The sequence below is a fragment of the Pseudomonas sp. LBUM1649 genome (genome assembly GCF_059716155.1).
In genome coordinates this window covers 2,234,757-2,252,240 of the sequence record NZ_CP166807.1, presented here as the reverse complement: position 1 = coordinate 2,252,240, position 17,484 = coordinate 2,234,757, and the positions used below count along the sequence as shown (strand labels likewise).

The window sequence follows — 17,484 nt, the reverse complement described above, 5'->3', positions numbered from 1 at the left end:
GATGAATGTCCAGACAACGTGTTCATCCAGACAGGGCGCGTTATCGTTGACGTCCATCGCGAGCATGCTCGCTCCTACAGACGCGCCAGGCGCTCGGTCAACAGATCGAAGAATCCCTGGGCGTCACCGCTATCAATCCAAAAGACATTCTTCGGTGCCTTGAGACAGTCATACCAGTCGACGATGGTCTGGCCAAACGTCGGACCTTCGCGGCTGTCGACCATCACATTGACCGAGCGGCCACTGAACAGCGTCGGCTTGAGCAGGTAGGCGATGACCGTGGCGTCATGCACCGGGCCACCGGGAATGCCGTACCGCTGCATATCACCGCCGATGCACTCTTGCAGGATATCGACCACCAGCTTGCCGGCATTGTTATTCAACGCCGCAATCCGCTCGAGGCGCGCGTCACTGGTGAGGATCTTGTGGGTCACGTCCAGCGGCAGGTAGACCAGGTCCGCGCCACTCTTGAGCACCACTTCGGCAGCGTGCGGATCGGCGAACAGGTTGAATTCCGCCACCGGCGTAATGTTGCCGCCATTGAAGTGCGCACCGCCCATGATCACCACCTCCTTGATGCCCCGAACGATTTCCGGCTCGCGCATCAGCGCCAGGGCAAGGTTGGTCTGCGGCCCCAGCATGGCGATGGTCACGCTATGGGGCCTGGCGGCCAGCAACGTGTCGATCAGGAAGTCGATCGCACTGCCCTCGACCAGGCCTTTCTTCGGCTCATGCACCGCGACACCCGGCAAACCTTCCTCGCCGTGGACGTGCTCGGCATAGATGGGCGTGCGCATCAGCGGCTTCGGCGCCCCGGCGTACACCGGCACCTCCTCGCACCCGGCCCACTCAAGGGCAAGACGTGCATTGCGCGAGGTTTTGTCCAGGCGCACGTTGCCGGCGACGGTGGTCAATGCGCGCACGTTCAACTCTTGCGGCGACGCCAGGGCAAACAGCAAGGCAATCACGTCGTCGGCACCAGGATCGGTATCGATGATCAAGTCGATCGGTTGTGGCGATTGGGCGCCCATCAGAACGTTACCCCGGCCACCAGCACGATATTGCAATAAGGCTGACATTCGCCGGTTCGCACGATCGCCCGGGCCTGTCGACTGAGGAGCTTGAACTGCTCATGGCTGAGCAGTTCGCGCCGCCCCAGGGCACTCTCGGCATCCAACGCGTCCAGCGCCGCCAATGCCGGTGGCCGCTTATCCAGGATCTCCTGCGCCAACACATGGCTTTCGACCTGCATTTCGCTGAGCACGACTTTCAGGGTACTGACGAAATCCGGAATGCCCTGGGTCAGGGCCAGGTCGATCAATTCGACACCTGGCGGCACCGGAAGCCCCGCATCGCCGATCACTACTTTGTCGCCATGGCCCAGGGAGGCAATCAGCCGCGACAGCGCGACATTGAGCAAAGGGGTCTTTTTCATGGTGATTTAAACGCCTGCACATCGGCCAAGGTGGGAATCGAGGGTTGCGCGCCAGCCCGGGTGACCGACAACGCCGCGGCGACCTGGCCGAAACGTATCGCTTGCGCTTCGCTCTCACCGCCCCCTAGCGCTGCGGCGAAGCCGCCAACGAAGGTATCGCCGGCCGCCGTGGTGTCGAGCGCCTTCACGCTCGGCGCCGGGAAATGTTCAAAACCTTTGCCATCGGCAAACAACGATCCCTGGGCGCCGAGGGTGATGATCACCTTGCCAGCCCCCATCCCGATCAGTCGAGTGGCCGCGATCTGCGCCGTTTGCAGAGAGTCCACCGGCAAACCGCTGAGCGTCGCCGCTTCACTTTCGTTGGGGATCAGGTAGTCGATGGACGCATACCAGTCCGCCGGCAACGGTCGACTGGCCGGCGCGGGGTTGAGGATCACGATCTTGCCCAGTTCACGAGCGCGCTTGAGCGCATGGCCGACCGTGGCATCCGGCATTTCCAGCTGACAGATGATCACATCCGCCTCCTGCAGCACCGCATCGAAACAGCCGAGCACCGCCGGCGTCAATGCGCCGTTGGCCCCGGCGACAATCACGATGGCGTTCTGGCTGTTATCGTCGACCACGATCAACGCCACGCCACTGGTACCCTCCACGGCGCTGACCGCCCGACAATCGATGCCCTCGTCCAGCAACGCCTGGCGCAACACCTGGCCGTAGGCATCGCTGCCCACGCAGCCCACCATCGACACCTGCGCGCCGAGGCGCGCGGCCGCCACGGCCTGGTTCGCGCCCTTGCCGCCACAGACTGTCGCAAACGACTGGCCGATCAGGGTTTCTCCACCACGTGGCAAACGCGGCGCCCGGGTCACCAGGTCCATGTTCAAGCTGCCGACTACCACTACTTTTGCTGACATTACATGGCTACTCATCAAGACGGTTTCTGCGGTGCTTTTGGTTTAGCGATGCTTTTGGTTTAGCGATACTTTTGGTTTAACGATACTGGGCAAACACCCCGGTCAACGGCGCGGTCGATTCGCGCATGACGATGCTGGGGGTGACGATCCGTTGTTCGGTCGCCAGGTCCGGCGTGGCAATCCGGCGCAGCAGCACCTCGGCCGCCATTTCGCCCAGCTGCAGGATTGACTGGCCCACGGTGGTCAATGCCGGATAGACATAGCGGCTCATCTGGATGTCGTCGAAGCCGATCACCGACAGGTCCGTCGGCACGCGGATATTGCGCTCGGCGGCGGCACGCAGCACGCCGATGCCGATCATGTCGTTGGCGGCAAAAATCGCGCTGGGCGGATTCTTTTCCAGCAGCTTGGCGGCGGCGCTGTAGCCGCCGGTGCTGGTGAAATCGCTTTCCAGCATGCGCCCGCGCGCAACACTGGTGCCCGCCTCTTCAAGGGCCCGGCAAAACCCGGCCAGACGCATCTGCGCCACGCTGGTGGTCGCCGGGCCGCTGATGGTGGCGATATCCCGATGCCCCAACTCCAGCAGATGCCGGGTCGCCAGGTAGGCGCCATATTCGTGATCGATGCGCACCAGGTCCACATCGACGCCTTCGAGCCCGCGGTCGACGATCACCATCGGCGTGCGCACGCCCGCCAGGCCCTGGGCCAGCCCGCTGTCTCCACCGGCCGAGGCGACGATCAGCCCGTCGATGCGTTTCTCCAGCAGTACCCGCAGGTAGCTGCGCTGCTTGTCCGGGTTGTCATCGGAATTGCACAGGATCACGCAGTAGCCATTGCGCTCACAGTAATCCTCGATGCCCCGCGCCAGCTCGGCGAAGTACGGGTTGAGGCTGTTGGGCACCAGCAGGCCGATGGTTGCCGTGGTCTTGGCCTTGAGGGACCGGGCCACGGCACTGGGCACGTAGTCGAGGGTCTTGATCGCCGCCTCGACCTTGACCCGCACTTCTTCACTGACCGGCCGGGTCTTGTTGACCACGTGGGAAACCGTGGTGTAGGAAATTCCCGCCAGTGCTGCTACATCCTTGATCGTTGCCATGACTCAGGTCCGCCGGCTTGCGCGCTGACTGCGATAAGTATCAAGCACCACCGCCACCACGATCACGGCGCCAGTGATGATGCGTTTGGTCGGCTCGGTGGCGCCAATCTGCGCCAGACCGGCCGCCAATACGGAAATGATCAGCACGCCGAAGAAGGTGCTGATGACCGAGCCGCGCCCTCCCATCAGACTGGTGCCGCCAATCACCACGGCAGCGATCACTTGCAGCTCCAGCCCGGAGCCGGCATTGGGGTCCGCCGCTTCCAGGCGGGAAATCTGGAACAGTGCGGCAATACCGGCCAGCAACCCCATAAGGCTGAACACCAGGATCTTGTAGGGCTTGGGGTTGATCCCCGCCAGGCGCACCGCTTCCTCGTTGGTGCCGATGCCGATCAGGTAGCGACCGAACACGGTACGGGTCAACACGGCCTGGGCGATGAAAATGATCAGCAAGGCAATGATGAACGATGGCGAAATCCCGAAGGCGATCGGGTTGGACAACCAGGCAAAGGCATCACCGATGTAGGCCGTGCGCGAACCGGTCATCTGGTACGCCACGCCGCGGGCCATTTCCAGCACGCCCAGGGACACGATGAACGATGGAATCCGCCAGGCCACGGTGATCGAGCCAGTGACGGTTCCCGCGAGCGCGGCAGCCGCCATGCCGAGCAATGCCGCGGGCAGTACGCTCCAGCCCCAGCCGAGAATCGCCACGCTGACCGTCGACGCGGCCAGCGCCAGCACCGAACCCACCGACAGATCGATGCCGCCGATGATCAGCACGAAGGTCATCCCGACCGCCAGCACCATCAAGTCCGGAATCTGGTTGGCCAGGGTGCTGAAGGTGTTGTAGGAGAGGAAATGACTGCTCAACACCGAGAACAGCACGACCATGGCCAGCAAGGCACCGGCCAGCCCCAGGTAAGTGCCCAGCCCGTAGAAATTGCCGCTGCGTTGGCCGGCCGAAGATGCGGTTTTCATTGAAGATTCCTAGGCGCCGCTTCATTGAGCAGCGCATCACGTTTTTGGTAGCCGGCGAACGCGGCGGCAAGCAAATCATCCTGGGTCCAGCTGTCGCGCTCGAAGGTGTCGATCAGACGCCCCGCCGAGAGCACGCCGATGCGGTCGCAGATCAACATCAATTCGCGCAGGTCGCTGGACACCACCACCAACGCCTTGCCCTGGCGAGTCAGATCACCGAGCAGCGCGTAAATGTCGAACTTGGCGCCGACATCGATGCCCCGGGTCGGCTCGTCGAACAGCAGCACCGAGCAATCACGCTCCAGCCAGCGACCGATGACCACCTTCTGCTGGTTGCCACCGGACAACTCGGACACCAGCTGCGCCGGTCCGGAACTGCGGATGCGCATGGCATCGATCTGCCGCTGGGCCAATCCCGCCTCGTCGCCAGGGTTGACCAGGCCGCCGCTGGAAATACCGGGCATGTTACCCAGCGCAATGTTCGCACTGATCGATTGCGTCAACAGCAGGCCCTCGCCCTTGCGGTCTTCGGTGATCAGGGCGATACCATGCCCGACCGCGTCCACCGGCGAACGGATACTCACGACCTGCGCCGGTGATCCCAGCGCCACCGTGCCGCTGTCCGCGGTGTCGGCGCCGAAGATCAACCGCAGCAATTCGGTGCGCCCTGCCCCGATCAATCCGGAAATGCCGAAGATCTCGCCAGCCCGCACTTCGAAGGACACGTCACGCACCTTGTCGGCGCGGCTCAGCCCCTTGACCGTCAATGCCGCCGCGCCGATGTCGCGCGACCCCATGTCAATGTGTTCGCCCAGTTCGCGGCCGACCATCAGCGTAACCAGTTGCTCACTGTTGTAGTTGGCCATCGGCTCGACGCACACCAGGTTGCCGTCACGCAGTACCGCAATGCGCTGGGCTACCCGTGCCAGTTCTTCGAGGCGGTGGGAAATATAGATGATCGACACGCCACGGGCCTGCAGGCGCGTGATCTGCTCAAAGAGCATTTCGACTTCACGGGCGGTCAGCATCGCGGTCGGCTCATCGAGGATCAGCACGTGGCAATCACCGATCAGGTTGCGCGCGATCTCGACCATTTGCTGATGGCCGATGCCCAGTTCGCCCACCAGCGTGTCCGGGTCGATCGCGTCGAGCCCGACCTGAGCCATGGCCTCGATCGCAGCCAGGCGCAGTTGCTTGCGGTTGATCCAGCCAGCGGTGCTGGGCAGCTTGTGCAGAAACAGGTTTTCCGCCACCGACAGGGTCGGCAACAGATTGAGCTCCTGCATGACCATGCGGATTCCCAGGTCTTCGGCATGGGTGCGGCTGCCGGGGCGGTAATCCTGCCCCTGAAACTGCATCTGGCCGGTGGTCGGCGTGACCAGCCCGCCGATGATCTTCGACAGCGTGCTTTTGCCGGCGCCATTCTCGCCGGTCAGTGCCAGCACCTCACCGCGCATGAGCGTGAGGTTGATGCCGGCCAGGACCGGCTGGGCGTAAGTCTTGCCAATGCCGCTGACCGAGAGGACAGCGTGCGGGGCGCTAACAGACATAAAACTCTCCATGCGCTCGCCGGGACGGGCGAGCGTCATTGTGTCGCCGGAAAATTACTGTGTAACCAGCTCTACCGGAGTTTCGATCACGCCGTTGGTGCCGCTGTCGACTTTCTCGCCCTTGATGATCTTCAACGCGGTCTCGATGCCGAATACCGCCTGCTTGGCGGCAAACTGATCGGCGGTGGCCAGGACTCGGCCATCCTTGAGCATCGGCTTGATGGCATTGATGTTGTCGTAACCGACCACCTGGACCTGACCGGCCTTGCCCGCGGCACGCACGGCAGACACCGCGCCAACCGCCATGCTGTCGTTGCCGGCCAGAAGGGCCTTGATGTTCGGGTATTCGCTGAGCATCGAGGAGGCCACCTGGTTGCCCTTGTTGATTTCCCAGTCGCCCGATTGCACGGACACGACCTTGATCTGCGCAGCCTCCATCGCATCCTTGAAGCCTGCGGTGCGGGCCTGGGCGTTGGTGGTGGTGGAGACCCCTTCGATGATGCCGACTTCATCACCGGCCTTGAGCTGCTTGGCCAGGTACTCACCCACCAGGCGCGCGCCCTTGCGGTTATCCGGGCCTACGAACGGCACGCTGATGTTCTTGCTCTTGACCACGGCCGGGTCGAGCTGATTGTCGATGTTGATCACGGTGATGCCGGCGTCGACGGCTTTTTTGATCACCGGCACCATGGCCTTGGAATCAGCCGGCGCGATCACCAGCGCATTGACCTTGGAAACGATCATTTGCTCGACGATGCGGATCTGGTTGGCGGTGTCGGTCTCGTCCTTGATGCCGTTGGAGATAAGCTCGAACTCGCCGGAGTGGTCTTTTTGGTAGGCCTTGGCGCCGTCTTCCATGGTCAGGAAGAATTCGTTGGCCAGGGATTTCATCACCAGCGCGACTCTAGGCTTTTCAGGCGTCTGGGCGAACGCCGAAGAAACAGGCAGCGCGGCAGTTGCGCCAGCCAGTATTGCGACAGCAAGAAGACGTCCAGCGAATGGCAGCTTCATGGGTTCACTCCGATCTTATGATTATTGTGAGCAACGTCGCAGCGGCAACAAGAGGCCTCGCAAACGTTTGCGAACCTTGACTATGCGAATCTTGCCGGAATTTGTCAACGACCGTAATACCCCGTTCGCAGGTTGCGCGCAAACCCATCAACAACCCGGTCACGCCGTGGTGCTGACAATACTGCCGGAACCGGACAACTCTTTCGCCAGGCTGGCGGCCACCTGCATCAATGCCGCTGACGTATCGGCAATCTGTGCCTGGATCGACATCACGGCCGTGGCCTTGGCCTCGTCAGACTGAAAAGACGCGGCCTGGGTAGCGGCCAATTGTTGCTGTTGCTCACGCAGCTGTTCCTGCAGTTCCTGCATGCGCTTGAGCAACATTTGCACCGCAACGCTTTGCTGGCTACCCGCGCCTTCGGCTTTTTCACCCGCCTGCGCGCCCTGCCCCAGGCTCACGGGCTTTTCACCCTGCACTGGCGCATCCGGCCCTTGCGCCGAGGTTGCGGATGTCGCGTCGCTCAAGGCACCGACTGCAGCCGCTGGCTTCCCGCCGATATTGATAACCGCTGAATTTGGCAAACCGACCGTTATCGACATATGAACTCCCTGAACATGATTCTGCCTGGAAACATCGACCTGCCGGCGGGTTTCTTTAACGCCGGTATTTAACTTGGGGTCGTAATCCTTTTCGGAAAGCCGAATGAAACATCCATGGATAGTCGGAAAGCCGGACAAGACCCGGAGACCGCTGCTCAACACTACGTTTAAATAGCTAAACAAATCAGTTGGTTAAGCGTTTTTTCTGATTCAAGGTGTAACTGGTACGGGTCGTGCTCTTTCTCCAGTACCCCAAAGGTTCAGATCCGTTTGGGGCGCATCTAGATGAACCTGCATCGGCACCGTCACTACTAGAGAGAAAAATAATGACATCTGCTTTGAAAAACCTTCTCCCGGGCACCTTGGCCCTCCTGCTGCTCCTGCCCGCTGCCCTTCAGGCAAAAGAAGTCGAAACCCAACAGAAGCTGGCGAATGTCGTGGTCTTGGCTACCGGCGGCACCATCGCCGGTGCTGGCGCCAGCGCAGCCAACAGCGCCACTTATCAAGCGGCGAAAGTCGGCATCGAACAATTGATCGCCGCGGTTCCGCAGCTCAGCCAATTGGCCAATGTTCGCGGCGAACAGGTCATGCAGATCGCCTCCGAAAGCATCACCAACGACAACCTGTTGCAGCTGGGCCGTCGCGTCGCCGAACTGGCGGACAGCAAGGACGTCGATGGCATCGTGATCACCCACGGCACCGACACCCTGGAAGAAACTGCCTATTTCCTCAACCTGGTGGAAAAAACCGACAAACCCATCATAGTCGTGGGCTCTATGCGCCCGGGCACCGCAATGTCGGCCGACGGCATGTTGAACCTGTACAACGCCGTCGCCGTCGCCAGCAGCCAAGACGCGCGTGGCAAAGGCGTGCTGGTGACCATGAACGATGAAATCCAGTCGGGTCGCGATGTCAGCAAAATGATCAACATCAAGACCGAGGCGTTTAAAAGCGCCTGGGGCCCCCTCGGGATGGTGGTTGAAGGAAAATCCTACTGGTTCCGCCTGCCGGCCAAGCGCCACACCATGGACTCGGAGTTCGACATCAAGACCATCGAGAGCCTGCCTGACGTCGAAATCGCCTACTCCTACGGCAACGTCAGCGACACCGCCTACAAGGCACTGGCTCAGTCCGGCGCCAAGGCCATCATCCATGCCGGTACCGGCAATGGCTCGGTCTCTTCCCGGGTCGTGCCTGCCTTGCAAGCCCTGCGCAAGGATGGGGTGCAGATCATCCGCTCTTCCCACGTCAATGCCGGTGGTTTTGTCCTGCGTAACGCCGAACAGCCTGACGACAAATACGACTGGGTGGTGGCGAACGACCTGAACCCGCAGAAAGCCCGGATCCTGGCGATGGTCGCGCTGACCAGGACCAATGACAGCAAAGAGCTGCAACGGATGTTCTGGGAATATTGATTCGCCCCTCGCCCGACCGACTCCGGTCGGGCACCGCTTCGGCCACTCACCCTCCCGGGTGAGCGGCTCGCAGACTTGCCTGACAAAAAAACTCTCACCCCCTACACCAATCGGCAAAAAACACTGTCAGAGGATTCTCTTGAATTTTAAGCAGTTGCGAAATTGCCTACAGTTAAATACTGTATGCACGTACAGCTTAATAAGGATAATCCCGTGGACACCACCTCTGCCTCACCAGACACCTATGTACGCATGGGCCTGCGCGTTCAGAAAATCATCAACGGCCCTACCGCTCAAAAAGCCAGGGCCGCCTTGATCTTCCGCCTTCCAGACGAGCCCGTGGACGAGTGGGAACGCCTGCTCGAAGAAATCGACGAGAACGACAACGTCACCCTCGCCTACCGCGACGATGGCGGTGTGCAGATTTTCTGGGTAGTGCCGAAGGAAGACTGAGTCGATGAGTGTCCGTTGTTTTGCTTTGCTGTTCCTGTTGTTTGCCATGGGTGCCCAGGCGGATGCGCCACGCACTTTCAACGAAGCCAAGAAAGTTGCCTGGAAGCTGTATGCACCGCAATCCACCGAGTTTTATTGCGGCTGCAAATACACCGGTAACAAGGTGAACCTCGCGGCGTGCGGTTATGTGCCGCGCAAAAACGCCAAGCGCGCCGAGCGCATCGAGTGGGAACACATTGTTCCGGCCTGGCAAATCGGGCATCTGCGTCAGTGTTGGCAGGAGGGCGGGCGTAAAAACTGTACGCGATACGACCCGACCTACCAGAAGGCCGAAGCCGATCTGCACAACCTGGTGCCCAGCATCGGCGAGGTCAATGGTGACCGCAGCAATTTCAGTTTCGGCTGGCTGCCGGAGCAATCGGGCCAATACGGTTCGTGCCTGACCCAGGTCGACTTCAAGGCGAAAAAAGTCATGCCCCGCCCTTCCATTCGCGGCATGATCGCCCGGACCTATTTCTACATGAGCAAGCAATATGGCTTGCGACTGTCGAAACAGGACCAGCAGCTATACCAGGCCTGGGACAAGACCTACCCGGTGCAAGCCTGGGAACGCCAACGCAACCAGAGCGTGGCGTGTGTCATGGGGCGCGGCAACGAGTTCGTCGGCCCGGTCGACATGAATGCCTGCGGCTAATGCCCGCTGAACGAATAAAGGCCTGGGGCTGTACACCCCAGGCCTTCTTTTTTTCAGCCACCCGCTTCAGCCTTTACTGAACCGTCGGGCGCTCCAGCACCAGCACTTCAATGTTCTGCTTCTTCGCCTTGATGAGCGCGGCATTCACCTGCGCCTGCTTGGCCTCGGCTTCTGCCTTGGAACTGTATGGCCCCATCAGGATGCGGGTCTTGCCATTTTCCCTGACCACGTTGGACATGAAGCTGTGCTCGATCAGCCAGCCGGTGAGATCGCTGACGGCCTGAGGTGTTTCACCCCGCACTTCGAGATCCCACTGTGGCCCCGCTACCTGCGCCGACGTTGCCACCGCTGCAGGCTGCGGCTTTGGTGCCTCCTCGCGCTTGCCCTCACCACATCCCGCCAGCGCCAATACCGCGATTGCCAAGACCAATTTGCGCACAGCGTTTCCCTCTGAATGCTTAAAGCGGGGGATTTTAGCATTCATGAATACATCGCGAGTGCCGCAAAATGGGCGCAAAACAACGAGAATGATAGTGGCGGCCTCTGTATAGTTACGCCTTGGGAATTAATGCTGTAGCTGCGCGTCAGAAAGAGGCACCCAAACCGTGAGACTTCGCACTAATCTATACATACCACCGACCTCTGCACTGTCCGAATCAGGTGCCCCACAAAGCAATCAAGGAGAAGACCATGCTGATACTCACCCGCAAAGTCGGTGAAAGCATAAATATTGGTGATGACATTACGATCACCATCCTGGGCGTAAGCGGCCAGCAAGTCCGGATTGGCATCAACGCCCCCAAAGACGTCGCAGTGCATCGCGAAGAAATCTATCAGCGCATTCAGGCCGGCCTGACCGCCCCGGAAAAGCCACAAACCTGAATCCTGTCGCAGTCAGTAGCCAGCCCGTTCGCCCCGCAACGACGGCTGGCTAAAGATTCCAGCACTATATTGCCTGCGCTTTCCCCGAACACCCCCAATCAGCCGAACGTGATACCCCGCGCCATCCCGCTGGCCGCCACCATCATCAGCAACACCAGCACGGCCTCGATATGACTGATTCGTGCAAACAGCGTCGCGCGCCAGGTATCGATAGCCGCGCCACGCGACCGTGCAACCCGCCATTTGATCAACGTCACCATCGGCGCAATTTCCAGTAGCAGGATGAGGACGAACAACGTCATCTTGAGATGGAACAACGGCTGGTGCAGGTAATAATCCGTGCCTTTTTCGAAACCGCCAAAGGCCCGCATGCCGCCGGTAACCAGCAGGACAACTGCAGAAATGCCCCATATGTTGTCTGCCAGCAATACATCGCGAGCCTCCCCTGCGCCGACAGCCAGGCGCCGAAAAGCCGTGCCACGCACCAGGACAGCCCAGAATCCAAGCGCAAACGCCAAAAGATGAATCGCTGCAAGCAACCAGTGAGTCAGCATCGGAAAACTCCTGTAAGGATGAAGTCGGATCAGCCTGTCAGTAGTAGTCCATGAACCAATGGTTTGCACCTGCCAGATGATTTGCTTTTGCCCGCAAACTGCTCGGTCGTCCACCTCTAGAGGCCGCGTAAAACATAACGTTACAGGCCTACTAGACTCCACCACTCCAGTGCCGAAGCTCTTCAGGCACTATCCCCATCAGCAGTCATTCCTCCTAATTGACCTGAGTACACAACATCATGTGTGAATCACGTGATTCAAACTCCACAGCAACTACCAATGAGCGTCGTCGTTTCCTTCGCCTTGTCGGATTGGGAGCAGGTGCCCTGCTATTGGCCGGCGCCCTGCCGAGTCGAATAGTTCAGGCAGCCGAGAAAACCTCCGCCCCTCCAAAACCAAAAAACGTCATCAGCCCGGATGAAGCCCTGAAAAGGTTGATGGCGGGCAACGAACGGTATGTCAGCGGTAACTCAGAAACGCACGACTTCAAGGATGAACGAGAAGCATTGGTTTCCGGGCAAAATCCTTTCGTGGCAGTGCTCAGTTGCTCTGACTCGCGCATCGCACCGGAATACGCTTTCGATACCGCACGGGGCGATCTTTTCGCCGTGCGCCTCGCCGGTAACTTCGTCACGGACGAAGGTCTTGCAAGCCTTGAATACGGCGTGGCCGTGCTCGGTGCTCCGCTCATTCTGGTATTGGGCCATGAGCGCTGCGGTGCCATCGAGGCTGGCGTGAAAGCCGTCAAGGATCACACGGTATTCCCCGGGAAGATCCCTACACTGACGGATGCACTCAAATCCGCTATCGAGCAGGTAAGCAGTCATCCAGGCGACCTGGTGGAAAACGCGACCGTGCAAAACATCAAGAACTCGATCGACAACCTCAAGAAAGCCACTCCCTTGCTGACTGACGCGCTCAGCAAGGGTCAGTTGAAAATAGTCGGGGGCATTTATCGCCTGGCGACAGGTAAAGTCGAGCTGATTGCCTGAATCGTTCAGCTACGATTGCCACGCCACCGATGTGAAGAGCCCAGCGCGAAGGCTGGGCTCTGGTTATTTCCTGCTTTCCATCATTTTGTCCGCGAGCGCCTTGGCCCTTTCAATCAACAGATTCTGCCGGTCTTCATGCGTGGCCCCGCCTACGACGGGTGCCGTCAGATTGCTTTCGGCAATCAACGCGGCGCAGAAATATTGATCCCACACAGCCTTGTGATCGGATGCCTGACTGTTCATTTGGTCGGAGATCATATGCGACTCCTTCAGATGAGATAACACTGCCTATTTTACGCCTGAATTGCCGTATCGAAGCACCGGGCCCGCGCAGCTACAGAATCCAGCGCAGCAGCACATGGCTGGCAATCCAGGGAGACGCCTCGACCATCGTCCACTCAAGCAAAAGGCAAATGGACAGGTAAGCCGCAAGGAACTTGATCATCGCCCGCCTCCCCATCATCACACTCCCGCCTCAATGCACCCACGTAACGCCCGGTTGCCTGTCCTGCTTTGATGCAATTGGCTGCTTGCAGTTCAACGAGAGGCGAAGTGATTTTCATTCGGCCAAAATTAGCCCAGGTGAGCCGGAAGTGTTGTTTGGTGAACGCTCTACAAAAATCCAAGACAACAAAAAAGGGCCCACCTTTCGGTGGGCCCTTCCAGACCGCCCAGCAGAGCGGATTTTGTTTGGTAGGCGCGATTGGACTCGAACCAACGACCCCCACCATGTCAAGGTCTGCTTGAGCAAGCTGCAAGCCCTTGGTGCTGATAGTTTCCACAGAACGCCCATTCACAACATGAGGCGTCAACAATGGCCAATTTCCGCTTACTTCCGTCCGGCAACTGGAACGTCCAGGTACGGTTTAAAGGTAAATCTCCCCAGTCGAAAACCTTCCCTACGAAAGCCGAAGCAGAGTCATGGGCGAATCAGATCGAAGCCGTGACGAAGGATCGCAAGCACCACACTGTATATACGCTGGGCATGATCTACTGCGAAACCATGCTCAAGGGAAAAGGCAGCTACGACCACGCACTGAAAATCGTGGAGCATCTGGGCAGGCATTTCACTCAGCCGATTCACGAAATCACGCCGAAGATGATCAACGACTTCAAGATTATGCGACTGAAGACTGTGAAGCCGTCCACATGCAGAACGCAGCTCGCGTTTATGTCGCGGTTCTACAGATTCGCCAAACGCGGCCTGCTGATCGACATTCATAACCCGGTCAGTGACATCGCCCTGCCCAAGCCCGATAAGTCTTCAGACAAAGTAATTCGCGCGAACGAGCTTGAGCGACTGCTGGCGAAGCTGTCTCCGACAATGAGACTGATAGTCGAACTGGCCTACGAGACTGCGATGCGGCGATCTGAAATCCTGAAGCTGACAAAAGACTGCCTACACCTCAAGGATCGCATTGCCGACGTGATCGACGGGAAAAACGGGACAAGGTCCGTCCCCCTCACCCACCGCGCAGTGGAAATACTTCAGCTTGCTCAACTCTGGGCCACTGTGGCGGGACATGCAAACGGCCAAGTATTCACCGTCACGCCACATGCAGTATCACAGGCTGTGCGATTGGCGCGAGTGAAGGCGGGCTTAGACAGCAGTGTTCGATTGCACCAGCTCAGGCACACAAGAATAACGAATGTCGCCAAGAAGGGATTCAACAACGCCCAGATCATGATCGTGTCAGGACACCGGGATACACGCTCCGTCGCGCGGTACTCACATCTGAATGTCAGGGACGTTCTTCACCTCATTGACTGATTGAGTTGCCTAGACTGCCTAGCCAGAATGCATCAGGTTTGGTTGGGCAGTTCATTAGCAACTCAGCTACTCGACGTTGCATCGTGAATATGTTTCTTCAGTTTCTTCCAGTACGGGCGAATGTGGTAGATCGCTGGCATGAATTGGCGGTTGAGGCCCCAGCCCCGAAGTCGACACCGGTAGCTGTTTCCACGCAGACGCCTCGACTTTCTCAGCCAGTGCTTACCCTGGCCCTTGTTACTGAGGTGGCCAAGCCGATCACTCAGGGCGAAGACCTGGACATGAGCAGCCTGGAGATATGCTCGGGGATCTGGGTGGTAAAGTAGACAGCAGTTTTGCTGCCTTATACAAAGCTGCGAATGGCTAGCAGAGCCCGTGCTTCAACTTTCCACGCCGGGAAGTAGACATCCTGCTTACGGGCTACAGCACGCAATGCGTACCGCAGTCGTTGATCGGTGGCGTGAGTTGGAAGTTAAAGTGGCGAAGCCTCAGTTCCAAGTACCACCCACGCTCCAAGGCACCCAGTGCCACTTGGCCAAGGAAGTAAAGAAGTAACCGACGATAAAGTTTAATAGCCGATGAAAGACACCTGCTACTCAAGCCCCTACAAGCCCCCTATAAGCCCACTAGAGGCTGAGAATGACTAAACCAACCCCATATGCACGGAGTAACAACAAGAACGCCATAGCAAGCCCCACACGCTATTCTGAGAGCGCGATGAGTTAAGTTTAAATTTCGCCGATAGTTAGCCCATAACTATTTTCTTGACGCACCATTACCACCATGTATCATCCGCATACCCAGCCACAGAGGTTGGCACCCGCAATACCTCTCCCTATCTGATCACTACTCGCCATGTTCAAGCCAATAGGCCGCTGAGCAGAGCGGGCTTCGTGCTGTCTGCAATATGGGTTTATGCGTTCCCAACTTACAATAGCCGGAACACACCGAGGGTTTGCCTATGAAATGAACTATTAGGAATAACTATATGAAGACGAGCACTACCACAGCGGCAACCATCGATTGCCCCATTCAGAAACTGCGCGAAACGATGGCAACAGCACGCACCGCAACCATCGGGGACGCTATCTACGATAAAGTCACTAAAGAGTATTATGGCGACTATATAAGGACGCCATACTTACCAGAGCCCGCCACGAAAAAGCCTGTAGAGGCTAACCCCGTTAAGGACTACTGGTACGTCGATGAAGATGGCAGCCCCCTGCTCGTGGAATGCAAAAAAACGCCATCCAAGCATCTCGCTCCAGTTGTTGAACTGATCCCGAAGCAAGCTATTGAGCAGACCGAGGCAAAGTCTAAGGCAGGAAGAAAAGCTCCGGTCATTAACAATCTGCTGGCCACCGCATTAAACGCACTCAAGTTCGAAGGACATTCTATGGCTTGGCTGGACGACTTTGCTTTCGGGGCAATCTGCACCGGACCTGGTGTAATAAATGGTAAACACAGCGTTGCTCTCGCAGATGTGAAACGGTTGCTGCGCCTGCCCGAACTTTCAGTGGCAACAGCAGCAGAGCACCTTCTCAACCATGACAGCCAGCCGATGGGTCCGCGACAGCTACAAAGAGTGGTTGAAGCGGCAAGAACCGCTCTGCGTGGCATTGCACTGCACCTGGAACGCAACCCACAAATTCTTCGAACCGTTGATGTGGATATCGACTTCGACAAGTTCTGGACATCCAACGTCGACCAGACTAAGCCAGCCGCCACCGCTCAGCACCCTAAGAAGCAGCAGGCGCAGGAGATGATAAAGGCGGGGGTTCCAACCAAGACCATCGAAAGGGAACTGGGTATATCCAAGAATACGGTCAAGAAGTGGGATCGCGAGGCACAAGCAGCGGGGGTAGTGGCAAGGGGGGGGGGTCAATGATCGTTGATTAGCGACAGATATATAGACAGATATATAGAGTGAAACTCGCCATGCACTGCATGGTGAGTGAACGAATCGCCAAAGCGTAGCTTTGAGATTAACTACCTCTCTAGTATATTTACCTTGTTACGGTAACATCACCGATTATAACCTGTGCCCTGAGGCACACCAGTTAAAACTCTATTCAGCCAAGGGGAAGAGGGCAGAAAGCCCTCCCTGCTTTTGGCTCTTGATCTTGATGTTAACTGTGCAAATCAGTGTAAAAGTTATCGTACCGTGGCGTATACGCCACAACACATTCATGCACAATTAAGATCAAAAGCTTTGTGGGGCTTTGCCCTGCCCCACTTCTATATGGTATAGCCGCAAGGCAAGATAACAATCCTTTATAGAGCCAACTGGTGACGCTCCGTCACAGCACATTAGCCTTTGCCGTAAGGCAAGTTATTAACTCTATCCAGTGGGTGGATAGGGGCTCAGCCACCACCCTGCTTCTAGCTGCTGATCTTGATCTGGACCATGCCGTGAGGCATAAGAGAAACAACCTCTTGACGTTACCGTCACGGAATGCAGATATAGAGTTGAAGTCAAAGGCTTGCGGGGCTTTGCCCTGCCCCACTTCATTACCAACTCGCCGGTAGGCAGTATTACTATTTATAGGCATGCATCATGCCGATAGGCATTGGATAACAACTCTAACAAACTGGATAGAAATGATTTCTTTGGCGCTGATCTTCTAGGGTGCGGAATTGACGCAGTCAAGCAAGTAAGCCCCACTCACAAAGTTAAGAGAAATGCAACTATTTATCCATGAATGTATTGACAGAAAGCACTATCAATGATACTATTTACAAGTAAATCGAGATATCCATCAAGCCCCCCTCGCAATACTACAAGCATCCCCGACTGCTACGACTTTGTTAGGACCCTTCCTTTCCCGACTTAGTTGTTTTGCTCTGTTTCCGATCCAGACGCAGATGATCGGAAGTTGCATTGGAACAGCTGTACCGGATAGTCGGCTTCGATTGGTTTAGCCAACTTCAAGGTAATCCCTGGCCAGGGGTGCAGCGTAAACTGGCCACTAATCCACAGATTTGCTTCGCAATGGAGCAATGCCGCACTGGCCCCATAACAGTGCAACTAGGCAGTACCACTACCCCGCAATCTCATCCCGAGCACAGGGTTTATTTTCCCGCATTAAACTTTATCAAAATTACCAGAGGTAACTAACATGGCACAACGCCGACC

18 protein-coding genes are annotated in these 17,484 nt (G+C 57.7%); 7 read left to right on the top strand and 11 right to left on the bottom strand.

From position 1 onward, the window contains the following. Window positions 1-74: 74 nt before the first annotated feature. From ACA058_RS10465 to ACA058_RS10430, 8 genes are all read right to left on the bottom strand, one after another. Window positions 75-1,031, bottom strand: a complete 957-nt coding sequence (locus ACA058_RS10465) for a nucleoside hydrolase (protein ID WP_497639014.1) — start codon at window positions 1,029-1,031, stop codon at window positions 75-77. After that, window positions 1,031-1,435 (bottom strand): D-ribose pyranase, encoded by a 405-nt coding sequence (gene rbsD / locus ACA058_RS10460; RefSeq protein ID WP_497639013.1) that lies wholly within the window; start codon window positions 1,433-1,435, stop codon window positions 1,031-1,033. Before rbsD ends, ACA058_RS10465 begins: the two co-directional genes overlap by 1 nt. Next, a complete protein-coding gene (gene rbsK / locus ACA058_RS10455; protein ID WP_497639011.1) occupies window positions 1,432-2,349 on the bottom strand; it encodes a ribokinase in 918 nt (305 codons plus the stop codon). The genes rbsD and rbsK overlap by 4 nt, the downstream gene beginning before the upstream one ends. A gap of 76 nt (window positions 2,350-2,425) precedes the next feature. Then, the gene (locus ACA058_RS10450; RefSeq protein WP_497639010.1) at window positions 2,426-3,445 is read right to left on the bottom strand and encodes a LacI family DNA-binding transcriptional regulator; all 1,020 of its coding nucleotides are present in this window, start codon (window positions 3,443-3,445) and stop codon (window positions 2,426-2,428) included. Between the two features lie 3 nt (window positions 3,446-3,448). Further along, window positions 3,449-4,426 carry an ABC transporter permease gene (locus ACA058_RS10445; RefSeq protein ID WP_497639009.1) on the bottom strand — a complete coding sequence of 326 codons (978 nt, stop codon included), beginning with the start codon at window positions 4,424-4,426 and terminating at the stop codon, window positions 3,449-3,451. Continuing rightward, on the bottom strand, window positions 4,423-5,976 hold the full coding sequence (locus ACA058_RS10440) for a sugar ABC transporter ATP-binding protein (protein WP_497639008.1): 1,554 nt from the start codon (window positions 5,974-5,976) through the stop codon (window positions 4,423-4,425). Before ACA058_RS10440 ends, ACA058_RS10445 begins: the two co-directional genes overlap by 4 nt. 54 nt (window positions 5,977-6,030) lie before the next feature. Next, entirely contained in the window at window positions 6,031-6,987 is a 957-nt protein-coding gene (locus ACA058_RS10435) for a sugar ABC transporter substrate-binding protein (protein WP_497639007.1), read from the bottom strand. A 159-nt stretch (window positions 6,988-7,146) separates the two neighbouring features. Next, window positions 7,147-7,587: a hypothetical protein gene (locus tag ACA058_RS10430; RefSeq protein ID WP_497639006.1), complete on the bottom strand. Its 441-nt coding sequence runs from the start codon at window positions 7,585-7,587 to the stop codon at window positions 7,147-7,149. A 326-nt stretch (window positions 7,588-7,913) separates the two neighbouring features. On the opposite strand from ACA058_RS10430, the gene ACA058_RS10425 reads away from it, so the two are divergent. The 3 genes from ACA058_RS10425 to ACA058_RS10415 all read left to right on the top strand — a co-directional run bounded on the left by ACA058_RS10425 (window position 7,914) and on the right by ACA058_RS10415 (window position 10,149). Beyond that, window positions 7,914-9,002 (top strand): asparaginase, encoded by a 1,089-nt coding sequence (locus ACA058_RS10425; RefSeq protein ID WP_497639005.1) that lies wholly within the window; start codon window positions 7,914-7,916, stop codon window positions 9,000-9,002. Window positions 9,003-9,185: 183 nt separating this feature from the next. Further along, window positions 9,186-9,455 carry a DUF1654 domain-containing protein gene (locus tag ACA058_RS10420; RefSeq protein ID WP_497639003.1) on the top strand — a complete coding sequence of 90 codons (270 nt, stop codon included), beginning with the start codon at window positions 9,186-9,188 and terminating at the stop codon, window positions 9,453-9,455. 4 nt (window positions 9,456-9,459) lie between these two features. Continuing rightward, on the top strand, window positions 9,460-10,149 hold the full coding sequence (locus tag ACA058_RS10415; RefSeq protein WP_497639002.1) for an endonuclease: 690 nt from the start codon (window positions 9,460-9,462) through the stop codon (window positions 10,147-10,149). Window positions 10,150-10,222: 73 nt separating this feature from the next. Here the strand turns inward: ACA058_RS10415 and ACA058_RS10410 are convergent, their stop codons facing one another. Beyond that, window positions 10,223-10,588 carry an SPOR domain-containing protein gene (locus ACA058_RS10410; RefSeq protein WP_497639907.1) on the bottom strand — a complete coding sequence of 122 codons (366 nt, stop codon included), beginning with the start codon at window positions 10,586-10,588 and terminating at the stop codon, window positions 10,223-10,225. A 251-nt stretch (window positions 10,589-10,839) separates the two neighbouring features. Between ACA058_RS10410 and csrA the strand changes: the two genes are divergently transcribed. Beyond that, complete coding sequence (gene csrA, locus ACA058_RS10405) at window positions 10,840-11,031, top strand: carbon storage regulator CsrA (protein WP_008057174.1); 192 nt, start codon at window positions 10,840-10,842, stop codon at window positions 11,029-11,031. Window positions 11,032-11,129: 98 nt separating this feature from the next. On the opposite strand, the gene ACA058_RS10400 is transcribed toward csrA, so the two are convergent. Continuing rightward, on the bottom strand, window positions 11,130-11,585 hold the full coding sequence (locus ACA058_RS10400) for a DUF2214 family protein (protein WP_497639001.1): 456 nt from the start codon (window positions 11,583-11,585) through the stop codon (window positions 11,130-11,132). Window positions 11,586-11,824: 239 nt separating this feature from the next. Between ACA058_RS10400 and ACA058_RS10395 the strand changes: the two genes are divergently transcribed. Further along, complete coding sequence (locus tag ACA058_RS10395) at window positions 11,825-12,577, top strand: carbonic anhydrase (protein WP_497639000.1); 753 nt, start codon at window positions 11,825-11,827, stop codon at window positions 12,575-12,577. Window positions 12,578-12,640: 63 nt separating this feature from the next. On the opposite strand, the gene ACA058_RS10390 is transcribed toward ACA058_RS10395, so the two are convergent. Then, window positions 12,641-12,835 carry a hypothetical protein gene (locus tag ACA058_RS10390; RefSeq protein WP_497638999.1) on the bottom strand — a complete coding sequence of 65 codons (195 nt, stop codon included), beginning with the start codon at window positions 12,833-12,835 and terminating at the stop codon, window positions 12,641-12,643. A gap of 556 nt (window positions 12,836-13,391) precedes the next feature. Between ACA058_RS10390 and ACA058_RS10385 the strand changes: the two genes are divergently transcribed. Continuing rightward, window positions 13,392-14,348 (top strand): tyrosine-type recombinase/integrase, encoded by a 957-nt coding sequence (locus ACA058_RS10385; RefSeq protein WP_497638998.1) that lies wholly within the window; start codon window positions 13,392-13,394, stop codon window positions 14,346-14,348. Between the two features lie 988 nt (window positions 14,349-15,336). Beyond that, complete coding sequence (locus tag ACA058_RS10380; protein WP_497638997.1) at window positions 15,337-16,236, top strand: hypothetical protein; 900 nt, start codon at window positions 15,337-15,339, stop codon at window positions 16,234-16,236. The last annotated feature ends 1,248 nt before the right edge of the window (window positions 16,237-17,484 follow it).